Here is a 25089-nt window from a genome sequence, read left to right as displayed (position 1 = left end):
CTGGTCATTGACGGAACGCTTGTACCCACCTGGAGCTGGAGTTCACTAGGAAAGCAAATTTCTTAGGCAAGCACAGGCGTACTGGCCTTACCTACCAGGTCATCTGCACCCTTGATGGAAAGCTTTCGGCCATCACTGGACCGCTTCCTGGGGCTAGGCATGATGCTCATGTCTTCCGTGCTCACGGTCTTGACCGTTTGCTAGACTCTTCGACTCTGGCTGATAAAGGATATGCGGGCTTAGGGCTGGCTGCCCCGACCCTGCGTAAGCCTGGGCAACGACTGGGGTGTGAGCAGAAGAAGAATAATCGGGTGCTGAATCGGTTGAGGTCGGTGGTTGAGCGGGGCATTGCTCAGATCAAGACTTGGCGTATTCTGCTTACTGGGTTCAGGCGACTTTTGAGCTTGTATAAGAGAGTGTTTTCTGTGGGGCGGGGGCTGATTTTTTTTGGGTGGTTGGGGCACCTTATGAATAAACCTCAACGTGATTAAGCACGGTGGGCCAGGCCAGCCGGTGAATGTCTCTCTCCTCGTTGAGAGCACACTGTTTCGTATTACCTGCCAAAACGCAGTGGGGGAGACCCCGCATCGCAAAGAATACCTGAGCATGGGCTATGGGCTGGCGGGTCTTCGAGAGAGGTGTGAGCTCTTAGGCGGCACTTTCTCTTCTGGCCGGGTGGAGGATAAGTGGCAGGTGGACATTACTCTTCCCATTGGCGCATAACCCCTTTTCCACAGGATTTATCCACAGCGTGGAAAACTTACACGGCTGTGATTACAGCGGTGTGAGCCTTAAGAAAAAACCGGGCAGGTTGGGTATTTTCTACGGAATTTTGTCGGTTTGTAGTGTTTTCTTGCTGGACGGCGCTCGATTCCTGCGCCACGCAGGGTAGGTTTCTGTGGGTGTGGGTGGGTTTTTCCACACCTGTGGATAAGTCTGTGAACAATTTCCACTTAAAACTGTGGAATGGGCTCTCTTTTGCGGGAGACTGTGGATTCCACACCCGGTTTTCCCCTTAAAGCGGGGGTTTTAAGGCCTTTTTCCACAGGCTTTATCCACAGTGTGGATTACTTACACAGCTGTGATTTTCGAAGACTTTTCGAGGGTGTTCGAATGCTTTTCGGCTTATATTTACCGAGATTTCAGGTCTGTGAGCCAAGAGATGGGATCTATGTTCGAATATTCCACAGAGTTTTCCACTCCTGTGGAAAACTCTGTGCACTTAACCCACAGGTGGCTAGCCGTCGGCCACCGCCGAGGCGATTTCAGAGATGTCTGCCGGGGTGGTGCGGCAGCAGCCGCCCACCAGCACCGCCCCTTTCTCAATCCAGTCGGGCACCAAAGCCCCGAAGCTCTGAGACTGCGGTGCAGCAGACCAGGTTTTAGTATCTGCATGATAAATTTCGCCGGAGTTGGGGTAGACCAGCAGGGGTTTATCCACAAGGCCTCCCAAAACAGCTAGCGCCGGAGCCACGTTTTCCAAGGCAGTGCAGTTCAGCCCCACCGCCTTCACCTGCTGGCTGGCGTTGATTGCATCGGCCAGAGCCACTAAAGAAGTGCCGTCTCGTAGGTGTTCTGAATCTTCCAGAGACAGCGAAAGCCAGGCTTCAGACTCCGGGAATTCATCGGCAAGCAAGCCCAGCAGGGCCAGCACCTCGGGGCCAGAGGGCATGGTCTCTAGGGCTAGAAAGTCAGCGCCAGCCTCAAGCATCAGGGCTAGACGCTGGCGGTGGAAATCCCGAAACTCAGCATCGGTGAGTCGGTAGGCACCGGTGTACTCTGACCCGTCTGCCAGGTAGGCACCGTAGGGCCCCACCGATCCGGCAACCAGCCGCGGAGCGCCGTCCTGCACAGAAGCAGCAAAATTATTACGCACCTCAACAGCAATGTGAACCGCCCTCTTAATAAGGTCCGCACTTTGGGCGGCGGTAAGGCCCCGCGCTTCAAAAGCGGCTATATTTGCCTGGTACGTGTTGGTGGTTGCCACGTGGGCACCGGCCTCAAAATAGGAGCGGTGAACAGCAGCAATCGCCTCGGGCTGATTGAGCAATGCCGCCGCAGACCAGAGCTCTTGAGCCGTATCCACGCCAAGTTTCTCAAGTTCTGTGGCCATCGCGCCGTCAATAATCGGGTGCTCCACTGCCTCAAGTAGCCCGCTGAGCGACTGCACCATAACAACCTCTTTCTCGTACCAAATCGTTGAAATTACCATAGCCCACCGGTTGACCGGCGAAAAGAAAGAATCCAATGAAAGAGACAGGGCAGGGTATCGGGGCGGCGCCCGAGACCGGCGAAAAAACGCAGCACCTCGAACGCAAGATGAGCAGCCGCCACATGCTCATGCTCTCCCTGGGCGGGGTTATCGGCACCGGCCTGTTTCTAAGTTCTGGCTACACCATCAACCAGGCGGGCCCCTTCGGAACCGTGCTTGCCTACGCGGTGGGCGCACTCATCGTCTACCTGGTGATGATGTGCCTGGCAGAGCTCTCGGTGGCTATGCCCTGGACAGGCTCCTTCCACGTCTACGCCACCAAGTTTCTGGGGCCGGGCACCGGCTTTACCGTGGCGGTGCTCTACTGGCTCACCTGGACTATCGCGCTGGGCTCAGAGTTCACGGCCTCGGGAATTATCATGCAGCAGTGGTTTCCCAACACCCCTGTGTGGATCTGGAGCGCCGCCTTTATCGTGCTGATTTTCCTGCTCAACGCGGTCTCGGTGAAGGTCTTTGCCGAAACCGAATCCTGGCTGGCCCTCATTAAGGTAGCGGCGATTATTGTTTTCATTATTTTGGGTGCCCTGGCCATGTTCGGCGCTATTCCCCTGGGCGGCTCCGGTTCTACAGAGCCAGCGCCCGGCTTCACCCACCTTTTTGAAGATGGCCTCTTTCCCAACGGCTTCGGCGCCGTCTTTACCGTGATGCTGGCGGTGAACTTTGCCTTCTCGGGTACCGAACTCATTGGTATTGCCGCCGGTGAAGCGGGGGACCCTGAAAAGACCGTTCCCCGGGCAATCCACGGCACCCTCTGGCGCCTGGTGATTTTCTTTATTGGGGCGATTATCGTGATGGCCTCTTTGATTCCTTACAAAGAAGCCGGCGTAGATGCCTCTCCCTTTGTGATTGTCTTTGAGAAAATCGGCATTCCCTATGCCGCAGACATCATGAATTTCGTTATTCTCACCGCCATTTTATCGGCGGCTAACTCCGGCCTTTATGCCTCAACCCGCATGTTGTGATCTCTCGCCAACGAGGGCATGATTCCCGCCCGCATTGCCCGGGTCAATAAGTCGGGAGTGCCTTTCCTGGCCATGTGCATCTGTATGGTGGGCGGGCTTTTTGCCCTGCTCTCCAGCGTAATTGCCGCCGAGACCGTCTACATGGTGCTGGTTTCTATTTCCGGTCTTGCTGTGGTGCTGGTGTGGGTTTCTATTGCCGCTAGCCACATCGTCTTCCGCCGCCGCTACCTCGCCGCCGGAAACCGGCTTGAGGATCTCGCCTATCGCGCCCCCGGCTACCCCTGGCTTTCCTGGGCAGCGCTCATCATGTCGGCGCTTTCCTGCCTGCTCATTGTTTTCGACCCCACCCAGCGCCCCGCCCTCTTCTACACCGTGCCCTTTGTGGGCCTCTGCTACCTGGTCTACTACCTGGTGCTGGCGAAGAAGAGGACGACGCCGCGGAGCTAGTCGGCTTGGCTAGCGGGAGGACTTGACCGCCTGCGAGACCGTATCAATGTGGCCCCGGTTGGGCTCAACGGTGTGCTGGGCGTAGTCGGGGTGCTTCTTGAGCCAGGTTTTGATGTAGGGGCACAGGGCCACGATGGTGAAGCCCTCTGCGATAGAGGCGTCCAGCGCTTCTTTGACCAGCACGGATGCTAGGCCGTGCCCGCCAAACTCATCTTTGACCACGGTGTGGGGGAAGATACGCTGGGCCTCGCCGTCCTCGTCATAAGGGAAAAAGAGGGTGAAGCCTGCCGGCTCGCCCGAGTCATCGGCAAAGAGCAGGTAGGCCGAGTGACCCTCGGCTTCACCTACGCGTACTTCCGGTGCATCAACGGTGGGTGACATTGTATTTTCCTTTCTGGGAATACTTTTAGCCGCGCAATCTCAGGCGGGCATTGGGAAGCTGGGGAGCGGGAATGGGCGTGGGCTGGTTGGGCGGAAACTCGCCGAACTGCGGGTAGGCGGTGTCGTCGTCCTGATAAGACTCACCCAGCAGCTCGGTCGGCAGAACCTCGCCCACGGTCTCGCCGGTGGGAGCGGGGGAGTTTTCGTCAGCGGGGTCAAAGCCCATCTCCTGCATGTAACGCTTGCGCCAGAGCTCGACTTCCTCGTGGGTGCGGCCCACGAAGTTCCACCACATCACGATTTGCTCGCCCAGGGGTTCGCCACCGATGAGGACGGCGGTCACCGGCTCGCTGCCGGCGGTTAGGGTGAGTGCGCTGCGGCCGGTGGGGGCAACGCCAATGGCATTTTCGGGAACCTCAACCCCGTCGAGGGAGATAGAACCCGTCACCTGAATAATGCCGTGCTCGTGGTCCTCGGGCACGGGAATTTCCAGGGTGGCGCCGGCGTCAAGGCGGAACTCTGCGCCGGTGAGCGGAATGTGGGTCTCCACCGGGGAGGTAGAACCGAGCAGGGAGCCGAGGAAGACGCGGGCGGTGTAGCCCTCGCCCTCAATCAGCGGCGGCAGGTAGGAATCCAGGCGGGGTTCACCGAAGCGGTGCTCATCGGGCAGGGCGTACCAGAGCTGAAGACCGTGTAGCACCTCGGTGGTGTCAGAAGAATATTCCGAATGGGTAATACCTTTGCCGGCATTCATCAGGTTCACCCAGCCCGGGCGCACGGTAGCCCAGTTACCGGCAGAATCAATGTGGTCAATGTTTCCCTCAAACAGCCAGGAGACGGTGGCCAGGCCGGTGTGGGGGTGGCGGGCAACCTTCATGCCACCACTGTCGGAAACCCGGTCGGGGCCGTAAGCATCGAGAAAGCACCAGGCGCCAACGAGCGAGCGTGCCTTCTGGGGAAGAGACCGATGCACGGTCATGGCGCGGGGGCCGCCCAGGGGAACCTCGCGCGGTTCCAGAATTTCAACCGGGCCCTTCTCGGTGGAGTGAACGGTTACTCCGTTGGAAAGTCCGTTAGACGAGGGATTAGACCGCTCGGTATCGCGGGGGTCGGTGTTGCTCATAGTCTGCTCCTAGGATTAGTCGTGCTTGACCGGGTGGTTGGACATGATGGAAATACGGTTGGTCACGTTCATAACAATGGCGAGCCACTGCACAGCGCCGTACTGCTCGTCGGTAAGGGCGCCGTGGGTGAAGAGCTGGGCAAAATCGCGCTCGTCTTTGGCGGGTAGCTCGGTCACGGTCTCCGCAAGATAGAGCGCCGCCTTCTCCTGATCGGTATAGACATCGGTTTCTTCCCAGGCTGCCAGCAGGGCCTGGCGCTGGGCGTTAACTCCTGCCCGGGTTGCCCGCTTGGAATGAACGTTGAGGCAGTAGGAGCAACCATTAATCTGCGAGACACGAAGAAAGACCAGCTCAATCAGCTGGTCGCTGAGGCCTGCTGCCTGGGCTGATGCCTTGGCGGCAGTCGAGAGGGCCCCCACGGCCTTCCAGGCGGAGGGGTCGCTCTTATCCAGATAAAAGTGCAGGGGGTCTTGGCGCTGGGAGTCTGTCATGGTCTCAATCTATACCTTCATCGGCTACTCTAGGGGTGTCTGCAAAGTATTTCATGCGTCAACTATTTTGGGAGGGCTTATTCCGGTGTTTTCCCTTAGCTGAACAGCCGGTAAAAGTTCTTAGCATGATACAGACAACACTATTTATAGTGCGTATACTGAGGTTTTGGAAGTTATTTATATAGATAGAAAGGTGACTCCTCATGGCAGAGAAGTATGTTCTCCCCGATCTCCCGTACGATTACGCAGCACTTGAGCCCCACATCTCGGCTCGCATTATGGAGCTGCACCACGATAAGCACCATGCAACCTATGTAGCAGGCGCTAACACCGCTCTGGAGAAGCTCGAAGAAGCACGCGCCAAGGGCGATTTCGCTAACGTAGGCAAGCTGTCTAAGGATCTTGCATTCAACCTGGGTGGCCACACCAACCACTCGGTTTTCTGGAAGAACCTGTCTCCCGAGGGCGGCGACAAGCCCACCGGTGAGCTGGCAGCAGCAATTGACGAGTTCTTCGGTTCCTTCGACGGTTTCCGTGACCACTTCACCAACGTTGCTACCACCATTCAGGGCTCCGGCTGGGCAATTCTGGCTTGGGACACCGTGGGTAAGCGCCTGGTGATCGAGCAGCTCTACGATCAGCAGGGCAACATCTCCGTTGGCCTGATTCCCGTTCTGCAGCTGGATATGTGGGAGCACGCCTTCTACCTGGACTACCAGAACGTCAAGGGCGACTACGTTAAGGCTTTCTGGAACATCGTCAACTGGGCAGATGTTGCTGAGCGCTTTGACCGCGCTGTTTCCCAGACCAAGGGCCTGATTATCCCCGAGGCATAAGCCCCCGGTATAAGACCCTCAGAGGTTTGAGAGAAGCCGCCGTTCCCCGTGTGGGAGCGGCGGCTTTTTGGTTATGAAGCGGCGACTTGATGAAACAAGGCAGTTGTGTAGTCTGCCTTAATCGCCGAAAGGCCATTTTTAGACCGTTTTTCTCCGATTTTCGGTATATAAATGGCTTCTCGGGAAAGCTCGGTGACGATAAGGTACAAGTTTCTTCTTACCGCGCCCCTAGGGTACAAGCAAAGTCCCCAGGTACAAGTATTGTCTTGTACTTAGGGACCAGGCTTGTACCTTGAGGAACCCAGCGGGAATCTACGTGTACCAAAAGCCTGATTCAGCTTAAAACCCGAATACTATACCGCAGATATTGTATTTTGGGTGGCGGAGGGTTGAGGTTAGCTTGTGAGGCTTGCTCAAGACCAGCTTTAGCGGCGGTATAAGTATCTGAAAAATAATAAAACTATGCATAGAAGGCTGAATAACCAGGCATAGTGATTGCTGTAGTAGCGATCTATACACCAGGCCCACCAATAAATCTCTCCCGAAGAGTTCCGGGCGAATAAACAACAAAAGGCAACCCAGAGGATTGCTCTACCACCCCGGTAGGCTAGTCGGAATTTGTTGCCTCTCTCTGCCAGTAGCCCTGCTAGTCCAAAGTAAGCAGCTATAGTCACGAAAAAGGAAAATAAGAGTAAAGTCCACTGGGGCGCTACATCTAGTTGCCCGCTAAGGGAACAGCAAAGTGCAAGGGCAGGGCCTGCCATATACCTAACCTGCACAGGCTCAATCGTCCAGGCGAAAGCTACCCAACCGTACGATCCGGCAAGCGCGCAACAAATCGCTAAGATTTTGGGCAGGTAATATCCAAGAGCATACCCGCACAGGGAATGTAGAGCGATTGCTGCATAGTATCCAGCTAATGTTATTGGAAGATAACTTCCGTAGCTATGACCAGCTTTTACCAGAAGAAAGAGAACCGCATAGGTGTGAACTACCCATGCTCCTAGAATACTGGGCCATGTTCGCAAGAGTACTCACCTAAAAACAGAACGAGTAGCTAGGTTAATAACTCCAAACCTTCTTCTCTCCGAGCTTGCTTCTAATGCGCTACACAGGGAAGCTAGCGGGGCAGAGATAAAAAGTAACAGAGCTGCTGCTTCTGACCCCCAGATACCTCCTTATGCCTTTAAGCCAACCTGAATAGGCCACATGCTCCTTAACCGTTAGGCCAGAGACCGGTTCAAACCGTTGCGGTAGCCATGCGATGTGTTGCCTATACTTAGCTATTTCCTTGCTGGATATGGCGGAGTGTTCATTTTCCGAATCGACTAACCTAATAGACCCCTGATTGGGGTTGTGGATGGTTGCCAGTAGAGATAAGAGTGTAGTTTTTCCGGCACCGTTGGGACCCAAGAGAACAGTAGCTCCCGGGCGAAAAGTTGTATTTAAATCTTTGATGAGATGGGGACGGCGAGGGTAGGCGAAACTCATACCCTCCACTTTTAATTCGTAAGCGGTCATTTCGTTTAATAGGTTTGTACTACACTGCGGGCATTGAGAGAGGGGAATCATCTTTGATTCCTTTGAATGGTTCTAGTGAGTGGTTCTTCTCTCAGAAGTGTCGCGAGTAGGGCAACTTGATATGGTAGGAATTACTATACTCTCGAGCTGGGTTTTGCGACCAGCAAGGTACTTCCGCGACCAGCTATGTCTGGCCGTAGAGGAGCTTTGTGGGTTGGTGCCCTCTTCCTCCAACCATGGCTGTTGCTGTAGGCTCCCCCTGAGGAGTTAAAATCTAACTTTACGTTATTTAGGAACCAATTTAACTAAAATGAAACTTATTAAAAATTCTGCTTTTGTTCTTATGATATTGATTGGCATTGTTGCCTTCTTTGTAAGAACACCATTTTTTGAGAATAATCCAGAAATTCTATGGTTTAATCCAATCTATACTGGGTTGAGTTTCGGGATTGTTGCGATAGGTGTGTTTGGGCTTTCCCGCAAAAAAGGTAAATAATTTGGCATTTTTGCTTCTTTGGGTATCTTTATGAGCAATCCTTTGGCAACCCTTGATAAGGGTTGTATGCGGGACTGGGTCTGGCCACCCCTACTAAGCGGGAAGTGCCGTTCTCGGTCTCTACTCCAACTAGGGGCCGAATATGCGATTCATGCCACCTGCCCTGCCTCCACCAACTCAAATATGCATACACTAGAATGTATAAGTATTCTTTCAAAACGTGGAGCCCCAAGGAGACCCGGCGTGGCAACTGTCCTACAGCGGCTTAAAAGCCGCAAGCCCATTCACGAACATATCGGTCACGGTAACCCGCATGACCGCCCCGGTCTGGTGCGCAACATCGGTCTGCCCCAGCTGGTCTCCCTCGGCGTGGGTGCCACCATCGGTACCGGTATCTTCTTCATTCTCTCCGATACCGTTCCCATGGCGGGCCCGGCAGCTATCGTCTCCTTCATCATCGCGGGCGTGGTCGCTGGCCTCACCGCCCTCTGCTACGCCGAAATGGCGGGCGCGGTACCGGTAGCTGGTTCTTCCTACTCCTACGCCTACGCCACCCTGGGTGAGGGCGTGGCCGTGCTCATCGGCGCCTGCATGGTGCTCGAATACGGCGTTTCCGTGGCAGCGGTTGCGGTGGGATGGTCCCAGTACATCAATGAGCTCTTGAACAACCTCTTTGGTTTCACCCTGCCCGAAGCCCTCTCCTACGCCCCCGAGGAGGGCGGTGTCATCAACCTGCCCGCCGTCGTCCTTATTCTCGCCTGCGGCTTTCTGCTGACCCGCGGCGCTCGCGAGTCCACCACCGCCAACGCCGTGATGGTGGCTATCAAGCTGATTGTGCTGGCCCTCTTTGTGGCTATCGGTATTCAGGGCTGGAACACCGATCACTTTGCCGGTTTCTGGAACGCCGGTGCCAGCGGAATTCTCGGCGCAGCGGGCGTGGTCTTCTTTACCTTCGTGGGTCTGGACGCCGTGACCACCGCCGGCGCAGAAGCCAAGAACCCCGGCCGCAACATGCCCCTGGCAATCATTCTTTCGCTGGTTATCGTGACTACCTTCTACGTTGCCGTAGCCACCGTGGCCATCGCCGCGCAGCCCGTTGATCAGTTTGACGGCCAGGAGGCAGGACTGGCGGCTATCCTCACCGCTGTCACCGGCTCAACCATCTTCTCTACCGCCCTGGCGGCGGGCGCCATTATCTCCATCATCTCGGTGGTGCTGGTGGTGCTCTACGGCCAGACCCGCATTCTCTACTCCATGTCCCACGACGGCATTATTCCTCCCGTCTTTGCCAAGGTCGATAGCAAGTCCAAGACCCCGGTGGCCAACACCTGGATTGTCTCGGTTGCTGTGGCTATTCTGGCGGGCGTTATTCCCATTAACTTCCTGGCAGAGATGACCTCGGTGGGCACCCTGCTGGCCTTCTTCGTGGTCTCCATCGGTGTGATGGTTCTGCGCCGAACCCACCCTGATCTGCCCCGCACTTTCAAGGTGCCTTTCTACCCCGTGGTGCCCATTCTCTCGGCGCTGGGCTGCCTGGTGGTTATTAGCCAGCTACAGGCAATTACCCTGCTTGTCTGCGCGCTGTGGATTGTTGTTGCCTACCTCTACTACTTCGCCTACGGCTATAAGCACTCCAAGCTCGGCCACGCGATCGAAGCCGGCGAAGTTCAGGCTTAGGAGAACCCATGAAAATCGCCCCCTTTGGCGTGGAGCTGTGGCTCAACGAGTTTGAAGACCGCGCCCGTCTCAACCTCGCTGAAACCTCCATCTCGGCCCTGTCTACCCGCGAACTGCTGGAGCTCGTGGGGGCGGGGGAGAGCGCCGTCGACGAACTCCTCGACACCCGCCTCAGCTACGGGGCGATTCCCGGCTCTGAGAGGGTAAGGACGGCGATTGCCTCCACCTACCGCACGGTTAGCCCCGAGCGGGTGGTGCTGGCCCACGGAACCATTGGTGCCAACCACCTGGCCCACCTGGTGCTCACCGGCACTGAAGACCACGTGATTTCTTTCAGCCCCTCCTACGATCAGCACGCGGCCATTGCCGAGTCTATTGGGGCTGAGACCACCGTGCTACCCCTGCTGCCGGAGAACCGCTACCTGCCCGATTTGCAGCAGCTGCGCAGCGCCGTCAAGCCCTCTACCAAGCTCATCTGCCTCACCAACCCCAACAACCCCACCGGCACGCTGATTCCCACCGAGATGCTGGCGGAAATCGTGGAGGTTGCCCGGTCGGTAGACGCTTTCATTCTCTGTGATGAAGTCTACCGCGGGGTTGAAGCAGAGGGCGTGGAGCCGGCAGAGTCTATCGCCGATCTCTACGAGAGGGGCATAGCCACCGGCGGAGTTTCCAAGGCATACTCCCTACCCGGTCTACGCGTGGGCTGGGCCGTGGTGCCCGAGGGCCTGCAGGCCGCTTTTGGCGACCAGCGCGACTACTCGATTATCTCGGTGGGGGCCCTCGACGACCTGCTGGCGGCTCTGGCCCTTGAAAACAAAGAGGCTCTGCTCAACCGTTCCCGCTCCATCATCAACCGCAACCGTGCGATCGTGGAGCAGTGGTTGGAGGGGGAGTCCCGCGCCTCCTGGATTGCCCCGGACGCCGGCTCGGCGGCTCTTCTACGCCTGGAAGCTCCCGTGGACTCCCGCACCTTCGCTGTGGGTATTCTCGAAACCCACGGGGTGCTTTTGACGCCAGGCTCCGCTTTCGGCGTGGAGGGCCACTACCGCCTGGGCTACACCTGTGACGAAGAGACCTTGCGGGAGGGCCTGCGACTCATCAGCGACTACCTGGATAGGCTGTAGGAGATCTCCAAGGGGTATCGCTCCGGTCAACTGGCATCGGGATGTAGCGAAACAAGTGCGAGCGCGCGAGCACATAAGAGTGAGCGGAATCGCGAAGCGTACGTTTAAGGGAGGTTAACCGGAGCGATACCCCTTGTGCTTTCCCTACCCGCAGCCCCTACCCAGGCCGGCCCGTCGTCGCCGTCGCCGAAGCGTAGTCGGCCTCGCTCATGCCGTTCTCGTCGTAGTAGTTCTTGTCCAGAGCCCCCCTGAGATCATCCAGCTGGGTGCTCACAGAATCGAGGGTCACAATAGAACCAACCCACTGGGCCGGTGCTTGGGTTGCCTCAGAGAGCTGGTTGTAGAGCGTCGACGCCTCCTTATAAACCCGCTCCCGGTCAGCCTCTTCACCGAGCTCCCCGGCAGATTTGACCTTTTGCTGCGCTTGGGCAATCTGATAGGGAATGGTGCAGTCAATCGACGGGTCGTAGAGGCCCACTTTCTTCTCGGCGGCGCTCTGCTGGGCCTGAGAAATTTCCGAGTAGAACTCGTCCTTGGCGGTGGCATAGGTGGTGGTGGCCATGCCCGCCCCCACCACATCGGCGTTAATCAGCTCGTCGCCAAGATACACCGCCGCGTCCAGGGCGCCGGTGCTACCAATCTGGGCATCGTCAAATTGCAGGGTAATTTCGGTGCCCTCGGGTAGCTTTTTCTTGAGGTAGTCGGCAGATTCCTGCACCAGACAGGCACCCGACATCTCATTATTATTCTCCGTGGGCGCAGCAACATTGACCATACGTACCTGCTCGGTGGCGCCGTCCACGTCCACCGTCAGCGAGTTCGCTGACTGAACCGAAACCACCTTTGCCGCCTGGCCGTCCTGATATTCGGTCTTGGACGGCGCCGGGGCGGCCTGCTCGGTGGACGACGCGCCGCACCCCGCCAGCGCCAGAAGACCCAGTGCCCCCAGGGCCAGCGAACGATAAACTCTCACGCCTGCCATAATCTAGTGCTGGGCAGCCTCGTGCTGGGCGGCGCGGTACATGCCCAGCGGGCCCTGGTCAGCAAAGGCCAAAGAATGGTCGTAGCGGTAGAGGCGCGGCGGGCGGTGGCGGGTACCCTCTACGCGCTTGCCGGTATCAATAATCGACTTAGACGCGGCAATCTGGCGGCGGAAATTCGCCGGATCAAGCTCGCGACCCAAAATAGCCTCGTAGACCTCCCGCAGTTGCGCCAGAGTGAACTGCTCACCCAGGAAAGAGTGGGCAATACGGGAATGCTCCACCTTGCGCTGCAGGCGGTACTTTGCGTACTCAACAATCTCATTGTGGTCAAAAGCCAGAACGGGCAGCTCGTCTACCGGGAACCAACGGATGTTCTCGTGCACGCGGGTGCGGCTCACCTCGGTTGCCGGAATCGAAGCCCAGTAGACCACCGATACCGTGCGGTCATTCTCCCCACCCTCGGTAGGAACAGGTAGCGGACCAGAACCATCACGATGAATCTTGTGGTCAGGGGTGCGCATCACCTCACCAAACGCATACAGCTGCTCCAGATAACCGGGAACCAGACCGGTTGCCCGCTTCAGCGTAGAACCGGCAGCCTGCTCCAAAGACAAATCAGCAGCCAGCGGGCCACCCGGCAGAGCCCACTGACCCTTATAGGGCTCCCGCAAACGACGCACCAGCGGCAACCACAAAGAATGGCGCGACTCGCCCTCTTTCTTACGCAGTGCAAGAATCACGGTAGACACCGCAAGAGTCACAGCACCACTATGGTTCTCTTCCTGTGGTTCCACTGGATTCTGGGGCTCCTGGCTAGGGGTCACCATCAAATAAAACTCCTGCAACTAGTTCCGGTCAAAAAAAATTAAAGCAGCTCTCCCATTCTAGTGAAAAAAGACGCCCCGCGGGGAGGTTTTGCGCAAACCCCCGCCACTCCCGCCCGCCATAAAAATAAGGACGCCACCCCTTCCGCTTCTCGAGCACTCTGTAGCTCTCTTCGCGGTGGGGCGGCATCCTTTACTCGGGCTCGCTCCGAGTTGATGTGCGCTTCGCGCTAATCAACCTGGAGCTCGCCCATCCGATCCCAGTCCTGGCCCTCAATGGTGCGGGAAATAATCTTAGGGGTTGCCGTCAGCCAGGGCCTCATAGCCTCCAGGCCCTTCGCAAAGTGCTCGGAATTCACGTGAGCCGCGGCGGCGTCGTCCTCAAACGCCTCAACCAGCACAACCTCGTTGGGGTCCTCAACGCTCAGCGACCACTCGAACCACTTGTTGCCGGGCTCCGCGCGGGTAGCCTCGGTGAACTCGCGGGTGGCAACCAGGAACTCATCGCGCTTGCCGTCTTTGACCTGGTACTTCACAACAATAAAAATCATGTAATTCTTCTTTCTCTAAAAAGTTTATTCGAAAGCCCTACTGGCCTTATGCGCAGGCGGACCCGCTAACTGGCTGGGGCTGGCGTGAATCGCGTGCGAGCGTCCGCGCGAGCCGCGAGAGGGTCAGTTAGCGGGCGCCTGCGCATGAGGCAGGGAAACCGAATAAAACTTATGCCAGCTTCTCAATGATAGCGGCGTTGAAAGCCTCGAGGTCGTTGGGGTTGCGGCTGGTAATCAGGGAACCATCTACCACAACCTCTTCATCAACCCAGTTGGCGCCGGCATTCTTAAGGTCGGGAACCACCGAGGTGAAAGAAGTCAGCTTGCGGCCCTCGGCCACGCCGGCGTCAATGAGCAGCCAGGGGGCGTGGCAGATAGCGGCAACGGGCTTCTCAGCTGCCAGGAACTCGCGAACGAGGGCGCGGGCGTCCTCATCAAGACGCATAGCATCTGCGTTGAGGGTGCCGCCGGGCAGCAGGAGGGCATCGTAATCGTCGGCCTTGGCCTCTGCCACCTTCAGGTCGGGGGTGAAGAAATCCTTCTTCTCCCAGTCGCTCTCCATGCCCTGGAACTCCTTGCCGTCGGGGGAGGCCAAGGTTACCTCAGCGCCGGCCTTTTCCAGAGCCTCGCGGGGCGAGGTGAACTCAATCTGCTCCACGCCCTGGCTTGCTAGCGCGAGAACCTTCTTACCGGTCAGATCAGTCATTGTCTTTCCTTTCTGCCAATGGGCAGTGTGCTGATTATTTCTACCTTCCCTATCATTTCAGCACAGGTGGGTTTATGAAAAGGGCACTGCGTCAGGTTCACTGAGCGCGGAGAGGCGCCTTGCTGGCTCCCTCCCCCCTGCCGAGTGGCCATTTTTAGACCGTTTTTGGCTGATTTTCGGTATAAAAATGGCCACTCGGGAAAACTTGGTGGGGACAAGGTACAAGTTTCTTCTTGCCGGGCTATCTAGGGTACAAGCGTGGTCCCCGGGTACAAGTATTGTCTTGTACCCGGGGACCACACTTGTACCTTAGAAGATTTGCCGGTGTTTACATGTACCGAGAGCCTGTAGCTATAGTTGCAGAGTCTTTGAGAGGAACTGTCACCGTTCTGCCGATAACAAGTAACGTTAGGTTTGTTGCACCATTTCAGGTGTTATTACCAGCTCATGAAAGTGGACTGGGCAAAGAATCTAAGGCACGGGCGGAACAGATTCGCACGGTGTCAGTGAATCGTTTGGGCGACTACCTGGGTACTTTGAGCTCTCGAACCATGTGGCAGATTGACTACGCGCTGAAGCTGCACCTTGCTCTCTAGATTTAGACTGGTTCTATGGCACCCACCCTTGAACACACTTACGCCACAGCCTTCGGGGAGCTCGCCTTCGCGGCAGAACCTGATATCCCCGCTGGCTCTAAAGTCACCTGGGTCAACGAGCCCCTGGCCCGTGAACTCGGCCTCGACGCCGACTTCCTCAAAACCCCGGCGGGTCTACAGTGGCTTACCGGCCAAGCGGGCCCCGAATCAAACACCTACGCCCTTGCCTATTCGGGCTTTCAATTTGGCCAGCTCTCCCCGGTGCTCGGGGATGGCCGAGCTCATTTAGTCGGCGAGCTGGCTGGTAAAGACCTGCACCTCAAGGGTAGCGGCACCACCATGTTCTCCAGACCCGGCTCAGACGGCAAGGCGCCCCTTTCGGCTGTCTGGCGGGAGGCGGTCATCGGTGAATCCCTGCACGCTCTGGGTCTGCCGACCAGTCGCGCGCTCGCGGTGATTGAGACAGGTGAAACCGTGCGGCGTCGTTCGCCCCTGCCGGAGCCCGCCGGTATTTTGGTGCGGGTGGCGGCATCGCATATCAGGGTGGGGACCTTTCAGTTCGCCGCCATGCAGTGCGAGCCAAAAACTCGGTCTGACCTGGTGGAATACGCGCTCAACCGCCACTATCCCGAGGTGAAAAATGCAGAGAACCCCGCCTTGGAGTTTCTGCAGGCGGTGGTAAAAAGTCAGGCGGAACTCGTGGCTGCCTGGAGCGGTCTGGGCTTTGTGCACGGGGTACTCAACACCGATAACGTGGCGATTTCGGGTGAGGCAATCGACTTTGGTCCCTGCGCTTTTATCGATGCTTTCTCGCGGGATGCTGTCTATTCGTCTATTGACCGGCAGGGCCGCTACCGGTTCAAGAACCAGCCGGCGGTAACTCGCTGGAACCTCACCCGTTTTGCCGAGGTGCTGCTGGACCTTATCGACGAAGACCCGAATCGCGCGATTGACCGCGCAACTTTTGTGCTTGAAGGGTTTGAAGATTTTTATCAGGACGCCGCCGCCCGGGTTTTTGCGCGCAAATTCGGCTTGGACGTGCAGGGTGCCCCTGCGGATATTCTCGCTGAGGTATATGCCCTAGTAGAGAAAACCTTTGACCTGCTTGAGGTGGACTCGCTGGACTTCACGGGGTTCTTCAGGGTGCTGGCAGAGAACGAAGAAGGGATTGAGCTGCCTGAGGCGCTCGGGCAGATGAGTTCTCATTCCGGTCTGCTGAAAGAGTGGTGGGCTGAGCTGTTGCGCTTGCGGGCCGAGACCGGAACTTCCGAACAGGCTGCGCGGGAGCTTATGGAGCAAGCCAACCCCGTCTATATTCCCCGCAATCTTGCCCTCGACGCCGCCCTTCGCGCCGTGGAAGCCGGCGACCAAGAACCCCTAGAGCGGCTCCTCTCGGCGATTCGAGAACCCTATAAACATAAGCCCGGTTGTGAAGACCTAGAATCTGCCCCCGAGCAGTCCCGTTTCTTTAGAAGTTTCTGCGGAACCTAAACTTCTTGGTGCAGGTGCTATCCCCTCAGCTTTTTCACCGCTGCCAGCAGGATTTCTCGATCGTTTTCTGCCTGCCCCTCGGTACCCATAAACGCCGCGTTGTAGTACATGCCGTCTGCCAGAAGAACAATAGCGCGAGCCGTGGCGGAGTCCCCCACCTCTTGCTCGATCAGCCGGGTTACGGCGTCCTGCGACTCCTTTAGCGCTGCGGACGCCGCCCGGTTAGACTCCTGCGCCAGGCGGGAAACTGCCACGATGGAGCGGTCAAAGTCGGAATCCTCGTAAAAGGAAACGTTGATGTAGTAGGTGCTAGCACCCTCTGCTGAGTTTTGCATGAGCTCTAAATCCTGCTGGGCAAGAGCGGTGAAGCGCTCAACCACCCCCGCCGCCATAGCCTCTTTGGAAGGGAAGTGGTAGAGCAAACCGCCCTTGGAGACCCCGGCGGCGCGTGCCACGGAGTCCATGGTGGCTGCTTTTTCTCCCTCGTTGATGAGGATTGACTCGTAGGCCTGAAGAATTTTCTCTTTCGCGCTCATGGTCACAAATCTAATGCATTGCCACTTGACCGTCCAGTTGGTACAGTAACCTGAGGTAAACCGTCTAGTTGGTACAGTTAAGAAACGGGGGAGAACATGCCGCTGACAGCACCCATACCGGTGGTCAATCCCAACCCTGATCCGGTTCGCTATACCGGCCAGGCAAAAACCACACCCCGCCAACGCTGGAGCGCGCTGGCGGTCTTGATGCTCCCCGTGCTTCTGGTCTCCATCGATAACACGGTGCTTTCTTTCGCGATTCCTAAAATTGCGCAGGCGCTAGAACCCACCGGCCTTCAGCAACTCTGGATTATCGACGCCTACTCGCTGGTTCTGGCGGGGCTGCTAGTGCCCATGGGCTCTATCGGCGACCGCATTGGCCGCAAAAAACTGCTGATAATCGGCTCCACCGGCTTTGCCGCCGTTTCAGCGCTGGCCGCCTTCGCGCCGTCCGCTGAATGGCTGATCGTCGCGCGCGCTGGCCTGGGCTTTTTCGGCGCTATGCTCATGCCCTCCACCCTCTCCCTAATTCGCAATATATTCCTCAACCCCAATGAACGCCGCACCGCGCTGGCGATTTGGGCGGCGGGTTTCGGCTCCGGTGCGGCGCTTGGCCCCGTGGTGGGCGGCTTTATCTTGGAGCACTTCAGCTGGGGCGCGGTTTTTATGATGGCGGTTCCCGTGCTGATTCCTTTTCTGCTGCTGGCGCCCTTTCTGATTCCTGAATCTAAAGACCCTAGTCCCGGCCCCGTTGACCCGGTTTCAATTGGCCTGGTGATGGTTGCAATGACCTCGCTGACCTTTGCAATCAAGCACGTGGCTAAAGAGGGCCTCGATGTCGCTTTCTTTATTTCTGCTCTGCTGGGGCTGGTGCTGGGCTACTTCTTTGTGCGCCGTCAGCTGGGCAGGGAGACCCCTATGCTGGACGTTCGCCTCTTCACCAATAAGGTCTTTACCGGCGCAATTTCAGCAAACCTGCTTGCCATGATGTCCATGGTCGGTTTCATTTATTTTGTCTCCCAGCACCTGCAGCTGGTCTCGGGTATGAGCGCTATGGAGGCTGGGCTCTTCTTGGTTCCGGGCACCCTGGTGACCATGGTGGCCGGTCTGCTGGTGGTGCGCCTGGTACCTAAGATTCATCCCGCCTACCTGGTGGCAGGCGGCATGTTGCTGAATGCTCTTGCCTACGGCTTGGTTGTGGTGCTCGGCGGAGAATCTAACGCGGTACTCATGGTTGCCTTCCTGATTTTGGGATTGGGCGTAGGCATGTCGGAGACTCTCTCCAACGACCTCATGCTCTCTTCTGTGAAGCCCGAAAAAGCGGGGGCAGCCTCGGCGATTTCTGAAACCTCCTATGAGACCGGGGCCGTGATGGGCACCGCCGTTCTGGGTGGTATTCTCACCGCTGCCTACAGCGCCTCCATTGCTTTGCCTACTGGGCTCAGCGAAGCCCAGGCTTACTCGGCAAGCGAGACCCTGGGCGGGGCCACCCGGGTGGCTGAGGAAGTGGGCGGCTCCCTGGGTGCTTCTCTGCTGGACGCCGCCGCCCACGCTTTCGATTCGGGCGTTGTGATCACCGCAGCCATTAGCGCTGTGCTGATGCTTGCAACAGCTGGCATGGCATTTTTGATGCTCCGCGGGGCTGACCCCCATGCGGAGCCCGCTGAACACTAGTTTCCCCGCGGGTTTTCCCTGGGGTTAGCGCCGTTTCCCTGGCAATTTTCCACAGGGAAACGGCACTAACCCCAGGGAGAACTTATGCCGCCCGGAATCTCATCTTTAGACCCGCTACCGGCCGCACCAAGGTGGTCAGCAAGAAGCCGGTAATCATGGTCAGTACGATTGTGCCGCCCACCGGCAGATTAAAGGCCCAGGAGAAGTAGAGCCCCAGGGTAGAAGACAGGCAGCCAAAAAGAGGGGCAAAAACCATCATGGGTCCTAGCCGGGAGCAGGCCAGGCGTGCCGCAGACGGCGGAATCACAATCAGAGCCAGCACCAGCACGTTGCCCAGGGTTTTGAGTGAAATAACCACCGAGACGGTCACCAGAACGTAGAGGGCAATATCAATCCAGAGCACCGGCAGCCCGGCGGCCCGGGCGCTTTCCCGGTCGAGGGAAACGGTGACAATATGCCGGTGAAAAAGTCCCAGTACCCCCAGAATCCCCAGTGCCACGCAGGCGGAAATCAGCACGTCTCCACCGGAGATTCCCACAATGGAGCCAAAGAGAAAGTCCTGCACTGACCCCGAGTAACCGGGGGAAAGGGAAATCACCACGATACCCAGGGCAAAGGCACCAGCAAAAAATATGCCGATCACGGAATCTTCGCGGAGTTTCTGGTTCTGCGAGAAGATAGCCACCAAAATTGCGGTAAGAACACCGGCAACCAGCCCGCCCACCAGCAGGTTGCTTCCCAGCACAAAGGCAACGGCTAGGCCCGGAAAGACAGAATGCGCCACGGCGTCGCCAATAAAGACCATGCCCCGCATGACCACGTGGCAGCCCACCACCCCGGTGACAATCGAAGAGATCACCACCGCCGCCAGCGCTCGCGGAAGAAAGCTCAGATTGGGGTTGAAGAGGTCAGCGATAAAATCCAGCGGGGTAATCATGCGGATACCTCGCAGCTAGCTAGGTTCGCAGGTGCAGCCAGGTCAGCCCCCAGAAGCCAGCGGTGCAGGGCCTCCACCGAGAAGTGATCTGCCGGGGCATCAAGGTCAACCCCGCCCCGCAGGCCGATAATGCGCGAACAGGAGGTTGCCGCTGAGTACATATCGTGCGTGGACATCAGTATGGTCATACCCTCAGCCACCAGCGACCGATAGAGTTCGATGAGCATCGTTTGGGTGGGGGCGTCTACGCCGGTAAAAGGTTCGTCGAGCAGTAGTAAGGACGGCGCGGTGGAAAGGGCCCGGGCCAGCAAGACGCGCTGCCTCTGCCCACCCGAGAGCTCGGCAATTGGTCGGTTGCGCAGGTCGGTGAGTCCCACCCGTTCTAGGGCCGTGAAAACCTGTTTCCAGTCTTCTTTCCCGGCTCTGCGCCACATGCCCATGAGGTGGGTGCGCCCTGTCATCACGGTCTCAGCAATGGTGATGGGAAAATCCCAGGCGAAGAGGTGTTTCTGGGGCACGTAGCCGATTCCAGACCGCACTGTTTTGGGAGGTTTTCCCGCGATGGTAACCTCACCGCTCAGGGGTTTGATAAGGCCGAGCACGGTGCGAAAGAGGGTGGTTTTACCCGCCCCGTTGGCACCGATTAGTCCGGCGAATTCTCCGGCTTCAAGGGTGAAATTTACTCCGCTGAGTACACTGCGGCCGGGGTAGCCAGCATCGACCGCCTGTAGCTTGAGGAGGGGGGAGGGCTGACTCACTTCAGCTCGCTTTCAGCCTGGGAGCGAGCCGATCGGCCGCGGCGAAGCAGCAGGAAGCCCAGGGCGGCCAGCACCAGAAGAGCCAGAGCAATCAAAACTGCAAGAGTAGTAGCCGAAAGCCCGCCTTCAGAAGCCGCAGCGTCCGCATCGGAAGCTGCCGCGGCGTCGTCCTCAGCACCCGCCGAACCGGCAGAATCTACCGGCCCCTTCGCCGCTGCCTGCTCAAAAACCTGGTCGGCAGAGACAGAATCGCCCACGGCAAACTGGAGACGTTCGGTATCGGTAACGTGGCTGCCATCGGCGAGGTCAGCGTGAACCGTTACGGTGAGAAAGTAGGCGCCCGGCTCGGTGAAAACCCAGTTGGCGTGGGTGTGGGTGTTGGGCTCTACGAAAATATCCTGCTTTTCAGACTTATCAGAAGACCAGAGCACCTCAGGCTCCGAGAAGTTGCCGTTTTCCAGGTAGAGACTGAACTGGCCGGGGCCTTCTACCTTATCCAGGGTGAAGGTTACCCCCTGGTCGAGCCGGGAGAGAACCTCTGGATCCTGGGTGTTCCAACCGGGCCAGACCACACCTTCGGCTTCGGTCTGGGGAATAACGTAGACTTCTTCGCCGGCATCGGCGGAGACAAAGTTGTAGCGGGGGTCATCGGGCTTGGGTAGCAGGGCGCTATCTCCGCCCTTGAGCACCACGTCTTCAGGCAGGCGCCACACGGGTTCGGTTCCGTGGTCATCATGGAACATGAGCTCCCACTTGCCGTCAACAAAGGTGGGGCCCATATCCACGTGGCCGTGAGAGATTTCGGTGTGGCCGGTTTCTACGGGTTCGCTGGCGGAGAGGCTCTGTTCCAGTGCCTTTTCTTCGGCCGGGGCATTTTCCTCTGCCCGTGCGGCGGGCAGGCCCAGGGCCAGTAGCGCAGAGGCTCCCGCGCAAACGAGTGTGCGTGTTATTTTCACTGATTTTCCTATCGTGAACAGGTGGTGATGGTCTGCGCGTTGGCGCGCATCATATCGGCGTAGTGGGGTGCTTGAGCGTCGAGAGAATCTGAGTAGAGCTCACAGACCCGGGTGTTGGTCTCTTTCCCTACCTGCTCAAGAACCGGGGCAACCTGTAGGGAACCGTGCTCCAGGTAGAGGGCGGGTACGTGCAGATCTTCTACGGTCTGGCGCAGGCGGTGCCTTTGCTGAATGCTGGGTTCCGACCCCGGTGCCGGTGAAACGAAGCCCGCAACCTTCAGCCCGTAGGTGGTGGCGAGATAGCGGTAGCCGTCATGGGTGGTCACCAGGTTTTTCGCCCCCTGAGGGAGTGAACCGTAGGTCTCGGCTAGCTCGCGGTCAAGATTCTCGAGTTCCTCTATCAGGTTGGCAGCGTTTTTCTTATAAACGTTAGCCCCGGCCGGGTCTTGGGCCACCAGGGTGTCTCGAATGAGCTGTACCGCGGCAATGGCGTTGGGCACCGAGTGCCACAGATGGGGGTCGATCTCCCCGTGCACGTGCTTGCCCACGACGGCCTGGGCCAGCAGGTAGACCTGGTCGCCTCCCGAACCCAGGAATCTGTACTGGGAGCCAGCGGGAATCTCCTGCAGGGTGTTGGAGGGCACCGCAATCACTGTGTGGGCCGGGTCGTACTCCTTCACCTCGCCGTCGGTATCGGTGCGAATCACCAGTTTGCCGGTTTCCACCTGCGCGGTGAGGTCGGCGTGGCCGGCATCGAGTATCGCGGTGTCGGCTCCCAGCCGGGCGGCGGCGCTGCTGGGGTCTTCACCCACGACAAAGTGGACGGCGCTGCCCGGCACATCCGCGTAGCCTTCCGGGGCATCGGCGGAGACGGTGAGCCGGTACTCGCCCGGGGCGGTAAAGCCCCAGGAAAGGTGGGTGTGGGCAGCTAGGGGGAGGTCGGTGGAACCGGCTTCTTCCGTTGAGGCAACCACCTCTACCGCACCAAAGGTCTGGGTGATGAAAGCTGCCATGCGGCCCGGGCCCTCAGCTGATTCAGCATGGAAGGTCACGGTATCGGTGGAATCGCTTGTGGCGTGGGGTGCCTCTACGCGCAGCCCCAGCCAGATGGAGTCTAAGGAAGAATCCTCAACCATGGGCTCGAGTTTGCCCCCGTAGCTCTCAATGTTTTCGGCGATTGCTACCTGCCGGGCATCGCTGGGAAGGTTGGATTCCACGGCTTTTAGCAGCTTGTTTGGCTCCAGCAACATGCCGTTGGTGAAGGCTACATCGGCATATGCCACGTCGCGAATATTCCGCAGGGAGGGCTCGTAGGAGTGAGGGTCCGCTCCCTGCGGAATGAGCGAGGTGACCTGAGCTCTGTCTCCGGCAACGCTCCGAACAAGGTCTGCAATCACAGCGGTTGTGGCAACCACCTGCGGCTTCTCTGCACCTGCCCCCAGGGCTTTCAAACTACCGGTGGGGGCGGAGCAGGAGGTGCAGAGAAGCAGGCAGAGGGTAGCCAGAATTCCGAGCGATTTACGCATTCTTGCGCAGTCGGGCCACCAGCAGGGCAGCTGCACCGGCCAGGGTGAGCAGGGCGCCACCGACTACCAGGGCTAAGACGTGCGATGAGCCGGTGTAGGCGAGCTCTCCTCGGGCAGAGGCCTGCTGGGCATTCTTGAGCTCTTCGCCGGAAAGGTTGCAGTCAGCACCTGAGGCAGTCTTGCCCACAATCTTCACCTTGGATCCATCGGGCTTGGTAACAATACCGCTGGCCTCATCGACGGTGCCCCGCTGCTTCTCGGCCTTGGAATCATTGCCCTGCTGACCCCCCTGAGAGCCTGCCTCTCCCGAGCCGCGGTTCTCGGAACCTGCCGCTGCATCGGAAGCCGAGCCGGCGGCGTCCTTGGCGTCGCCCACCTCAAAGTGCAGGGTGCCCTGGGCGGTCTTGGTGGAGCCGTTCTTCAGCTTGACCGACCACTCTACGGTGGCGGTATAGTGGCCCGCCTTGGTAAAGACCCAGTTACCGTGCTGGTGGGTGTTGATGGGCACCTCGAAGGAGCTGCCGGGGCCGTCAAAAACGGTGGTTCCCTTACCGCCAAAGTTGCCCGAGAGGAAGACCGACATCTTGCCCGGTCCGTTCACTGACTTGAGGCTCAGGGTCACGGGTCCGCTGGCCTGCTTAATCAGCTCGGGGTTCTGGGTGTTCCAGCCTAGCCAGGGCACTCCCGCCTGCTGGGTGGCGCCGATCAGGTAGACCTCGCTACCGGCGGGCGCTATATTTTCCATGCCACCGGGCAGCTTGGTCTTTGCGGCATCACCGAGTACAAAGGTGAAGTCCTGCGGGGCGCCCCAGCGGGCGGGCTGGGTGCGGTCGTCTTTAATCTGAGCCGAGAGGTTACCGCCTGCCAGTACCGCACCGAAGTCAAAGTGGCCGTCGGTTGCCCGGTTCTGGCCGGAATTTACTGCGGTCTGAATGGTGAAAGCTGGTCGATCTGCTTTCAGCACGGCGGGGCGGAACTCAGCCTTGTCACTGTTCGAGGCGGTGTTTGCGCCGGCTTTTGCCCGGTCAGAGTTGTCTTGAGCGGGAGCGGCCTCAACCACCTCTTCCACCGCCATGCACTGCTCGAGCGGGGCTGCGGGCTGGTTACCGGTTGACTGAGCAGCCGAAGAGCTACCCGAGGAGGTTACGCCTGAACCAGCGCTACCTGCGGCGGGGGCTCCTTCTTCAGGAGTCGTTTCGGCAGGAGCTTGCGCTGCGGGAGCCTCGGCTTCAGGGGCTACCTCTACTGCGGGGGGCGGGGGAGGTGGCCTTGGGCTGTGCCGGCTGGGAAACCTTGGGGGCTGCACTCTGTGGGGTGGACGCCGCCGGGGCGGGTGGGCGCGGGGCCTCAGGTGCAGGAGCACTCGGCTGGCTGGTGGTGGGCTGGTCGGCAGGGGGCTGCTCAGCAGGAGCTGCCGGAGCCTCAGAGGTAACAGGGGCAGCGGGTGCCACAGAGGCAGGAGGGGCGGTTTCAGCAGGAGCCGAAGGCTCTACCGGGGCGGCAGGAGTAGTTGCCGCGGGGCTGGGAGTCTCGACGGCGCCGTCCTGCGGCTTCTCGCCCACCCCAAATACGTAGGTCTGCTGGTCAGAGACGGGCGTGCCGTCTACCAGGGTGCCCGAAACCCTAAAGGTGAGCTTGTAGATGCCCTTCTGGGTAAAAGCCCAGTTGGCGTGCACGTGGGAGTTCACCGGCTGCTGGTAGGACTTAAAATTTTCGTCGCTTGACCAAATGCGTACCGGTCCGTCTTGCCCGAGCTGGGGCGACTGGAAGATTTCAACCGATCCGCCCTGGGGAGTCTCTGCCCCCACCAGTTCCATGGTCAGCGAGTCGCCGGCAACCTCGCCGGGGGAAATATCCTGGGTATTCCAGCCGGGCCAGAGCACTCCCTGAATCTGGTTCTGGGGAGCAAACCATACCTGCTGACCCTCGGCGGCAATGAACTCGTAGCCCGCGGGAACCCTCATGCGGGTGGCGGGATTATCGGGCAGGTAAAAGGCAATGTCATCGGCATTGAGCTTGGTGTGGCCGGTTTCGGGAAGGTCGGCGTAGGAGAAAAGATCCAGCTGCTTGTTGGTGATATCTGCTGAAATTGCGTCGGTATGTACGCTTTCAATAATGTGGGTGGCACTGGCCGCGTGGGCGGGAAGGGAGCCGGCGGTCAGGCCCAGAGTCAGCACACCTGCGGCAATAAAACGGTAGGTAGATTTAGTTTTCATG

24 protein-coding genes and 1 pseudogene are annotated in these 25089 nt (G+C 58.5%); 9 read left to right on the top strand and 16 right to left on the bottom strand.

The features are described 5' to 3' along the window. The first annotated feature begins 29 nt into the window (after positions 1-29). Entirely contained in the window at positions 30-491 is a 462-nt protein-coding gene (locus IEV00_RS11285; RefSeq protein WP_188360435.1) for a transposase family protein, read from the top strand. A gap of 746 nt (positions 492-1237) precedes the next feature. Here IEV00_RS11285 and mmuM read toward each other — a convergent pair. Beyond that, a complete protein-coding gene (mmuM, locus tag IEV00_RS10890) occupies positions 1238-2173 on the bottom strand; it encodes a homocysteine S-methyltransferase (protein ID WP_188360400.1) in 936 nt (311 codons plus the stop codon). Positions 2174-2247: 74 nt separating this feature from the next. Here mmuM and IEV00_RS10885 point away from each other — a divergent pair. Further along, positions 2248-3681: pseudogene (locus IEV00_RS10885) on the top strand (amino acid permease). Positions 3682-3690: 9 nt separating this feature from the next. On the opposite strand, the gene IEV00_RS10880 reads toward IEV00_RS10885, so the two are convergent. Genes IEV00_RS10880 through IEV00_RS10870 form a run of 3 tightly spaced genes read right to left on the bottom strand, consistent with a single transcriptional unit; the run spans position 3691 to position 5677 of the window. Beyond that, positions 3691-4062, bottom strand: a complete 372-nt coding sequence (locus tag IEV00_RS10880) for a GNAT family N-acetyltransferase (RefSeq protein WP_188360399.1) — start codon at positions 4060-4062, stop codon at positions 3691-3693. 25 nt (positions 4063-4087) lie between these two features. After that, on the bottom strand, positions 4088-5185 hold the full coding sequence (locus IEV00_RS10875) for a pirin family protein (protein WP_188360398.1): 1098 nt from the start codon (positions 5183-5185) through the stop codon (positions 4088-4090). 15 nt (positions 5186-5200) lie between these two features. Then, on the bottom strand, positions 5201-5677 hold the full coding sequence (locus tag IEV00_RS10870) for a carboxymuconolactone decarboxylase family protein (RefSeq protein ID WP_188360397.1): 477 nt from the start codon (positions 5675-5677) through the stop codon (positions 5201-5203). Between the two features lie 203 nt (positions 5678-5880). Between IEV00_RS10870 and IEV00_RS10865 the strand changes: the two genes are divergently transcribed. After that, the gene (locus IEV00_RS10865; RefSeq protein ID WP_188360396.1) at positions 5881-6513 is read left to right on the top strand and encodes a superoxide dismutase; all 633 of its coding nucleotides are present in this window, start codon (positions 5881-5883) and stop codon (positions 6511-6513) included. Positions 6514-7620: 1107 nt separating this feature from the next. Here the strand turns inward: IEV00_RS10865 and IEV00_RS11280 are convergent. Beyond that, positions 7621-8004, bottom strand: a complete 384-nt coding sequence (locus tag IEV00_RS11280) for an ATP-binding cassette domain-containing protein (RefSeq protein ID WP_373868245.1) — start codon at positions 8002-8004, stop codon at positions 7621-7623. Between the two features lie 340 nt (positions 8005-8344). Between IEV00_RS11280 and IEV00_RS10855 the strand changes: the two genes are divergently transcribed. The 3 genes from IEV00_RS10855 to IEV00_RS10845 all read left to right on the top strand — a co-directional run bounded on the left by IEV00_RS10855 (position 8345) and on the right by IEV00_RS10845 (position 11334). Then, a complete protein-coding gene (locus tag IEV00_RS10855) occupies positions 8345-8530 on the top strand; it encodes a hypothetical protein (protein WP_188360394.1) in 186 nt (61 codons plus the stop codon). A gap of 243 nt (positions 8531-8773) precedes the next feature. Beyond that, entirely contained in the window at positions 8774-10207 is a 1434-nt protein-coding gene (locus tag IEV00_RS10850) for an APC family permease (RefSeq protein WP_229723203.1), read from the top strand. Between the two features lie 8 nt (positions 10208-10215). Beyond that, entirely contained in the window at positions 10216-11334 is a 1119-nt protein-coding gene (locus tag IEV00_RS10845) for an aminotransferase class I/II-fold pyridoxal phosphate-dependent enzyme (RefSeq protein ID WP_188360392.1), read from the top strand. Between the two features lie 157 nt (positions 11335-11491). Here the strand turns inward: IEV00_RS10845 and IEV00_RS10840 are convergent, their stop codons facing one another. The 4 genes from IEV00_RS10840 to IEV00_RS10825 form a co-directional block, all read right to left on the bottom strand. Further along, positions 11492-12316, bottom strand: coding sequence for a thermonuclease family protein (locus tag IEV00_RS10840; protein ID WP_188360391.1), 825 nt, complete (start codon positions 12314-12316; stop codon positions 11492-11494). A 3-nt stretch (positions 12317-12319) separates the two neighbouring features. After that, the gene (locus IEV00_RS10835; RefSeq protein ID WP_188360434.1) at positions 12320-13144 is read right to left on the bottom strand and encodes an NUDIX hydrolase; all 825 of its coding nucleotides are present in this window, start codon (positions 13142-13144) and stop codon (positions 12320-12322) included. Positions 13145-13371: 227 nt separating this feature from the next. Then, positions 13372-13692 carry a putative quinol monooxygenase gene (locus tag IEV00_RS10830; RefSeq protein WP_188360390.1) on the bottom strand — a complete coding sequence of 107 codons (321 nt, stop codon included), beginning with the start codon at positions 13690-13692 and terminating at the stop codon, positions 13372-13374. A gap of 169 nt (positions 13693-13861) precedes the next feature. Next, on the bottom strand, positions 13862-14398 hold the full coding sequence (locus IEV00_RS10825) for a type 1 glutamine amidotransferase domain-containing protein (protein ID WP_188360389.1): 537 nt from the start codon (positions 14396-14398) through the stop codon (positions 13862-13864). A 332-nt stretch (positions 14399-14730) separates the two neighbouring features. Between IEV00_RS10825 and IEV00_RS10820 the strand changes: the two genes are divergently transcribed. Together IEV00_RS10820 and IEV00_RS10815 are read left to right on the top strand one after the other, a co-directional pair. Further along, positions 14731-14994, top strand: a complete 264-nt coding sequence (locus IEV00_RS10820) for a type II toxin-antitoxin system PemK/MazF family toxin (protein ID WP_188360388.1) — start codon at positions 14731-14733, stop codon at positions 14992-14994. A 15-nt stretch (positions 14995-15009) separates the two neighbouring features. Beyond that, complete coding sequence (locus IEV00_RS10815; protein ID WP_188360387.1) at positions 15010-16485, top strand: protein adenylyltransferase SelO; 1476 nt, start codon at positions 15010-15012, stop codon at positions 16483-16485. Positions 16486-16502: 17 nt separating this feature from the next. Here the strand turns inward: IEV00_RS10815 and IEV00_RS10810 are convergent, their stop codons facing one another. Then, positions 16503-17021 (bottom strand): TetR/AcrR family transcriptional regulator, encoded by a 519-nt coding sequence (locus tag IEV00_RS10810; protein WP_188360386.1) that lies wholly within the window; start codon positions 17019-17021, stop codon positions 16503-16505. Between the two features lie 96 nt (positions 17022-17117). On the opposite strand from IEV00_RS10810, the gene IEV00_RS10805 reads away from it, so the two are divergent. Beyond that, positions 17118-18695 carry an MFS transporter gene (locus tag IEV00_RS10805; RefSeq protein ID WP_188360385.1) on the top strand — a complete coding sequence of 526 codons (1578 nt, stop codon included), beginning with the start codon at positions 17118-17120 and terminating at the stop codon, positions 18693-18695. An 82-nt stretch (positions 18696-18777) separates the two neighbouring features. On the opposite strand, the gene IEV00_RS10800 is transcribed toward IEV00_RS10805, so the two are convergent. Genes IEV00_RS10800 through IEV00_RS10775 form a run of 6 tightly spaced genes read right to left on the bottom strand, consistent with a single transcriptional unit; the run spans position 18778 to position 25088 of the window. Then, a complete protein-coding gene (locus IEV00_RS10800; RefSeq protein WP_188360384.1) occupies positions 18778-19632 on the bottom strand; it encodes an anchored repeat-type ABC transporter permease subunit in 855 nt (284 codons plus the stop codon). Beyond that, on the bottom strand, positions 19629-20390 hold the full coding sequence (locus tag IEV00_RS10795; protein ID WP_188360383.1) for a metal ABC transporter ATP-binding protein: 762 nt from the start codon (positions 20388-20390) through the stop codon (positions 19629-19631). Before IEV00_RS10795 ends, IEV00_RS10800 begins: the two co-directional genes overlap by 4 nt. Continuing rightward, entirely contained in the window at positions 20387-21346 is a 960-nt protein-coding gene (locus IEV00_RS10790; RefSeq protein ID WP_229723202.1) for a choice-of-anchor M domain-containing protein, read from the bottom strand. The genes IEV00_RS10795 and IEV00_RS10790 overlap by 4 nt, the downstream gene beginning before the upstream one ends. 8 nt (positions 21347-21354) lie before the next feature. Then, positions 21355-22872, bottom strand: a complete 1518-nt coding sequence (locus tag IEV00_RS10785) for an anchored repeat ABC transporter, substrate-binding protein (protein WP_188360382.1) — start codon at positions 22870-22872, stop codon at positions 21355-21357. After that, on the bottom strand, positions 22865-24178 hold the full coding sequence (locus tag IEV00_RS10780; RefSeq protein ID WP_188360381.1) for a TIGR03773 family transporter-associated surface protein: 1314 nt from the start codon (positions 24176-24178) through the stop codon (positions 22865-22867). The genes IEV00_RS10785 and IEV00_RS10780 overlap by 8 nt, the downstream gene beginning before the upstream one ends. Beyond that, on the bottom strand, positions 24102-25088 hold the full coding sequence (locus IEV00_RS10775) for a choice-of-anchor M domain-containing protein (RefSeq protein ID WP_188360380.1): 987 nt from the start codon (positions 25086-25088) through the stop codon (positions 24102-24104). Before IEV00_RS10775 ends, IEV00_RS10780 begins: the two co-directional genes overlap by 77 nt. Position 25089 lies beyond the last annotated feature (1 nt).

It is taken from the genome of Rothia aerolata, from assembly GCF_014635585.1.
GTDB classification, from domain to species: domain Bacteria; phylum Actinomycetota; class Actinomycetes; order Actinomycetales; family Micrococcaceae; genus Rothia; species Rothia aerolata.
The sequence above is the reverse complement of the archived record's forward strand: the minus strand, read 5'-3'. Positions and strand labels throughout refer to the sequence as shown.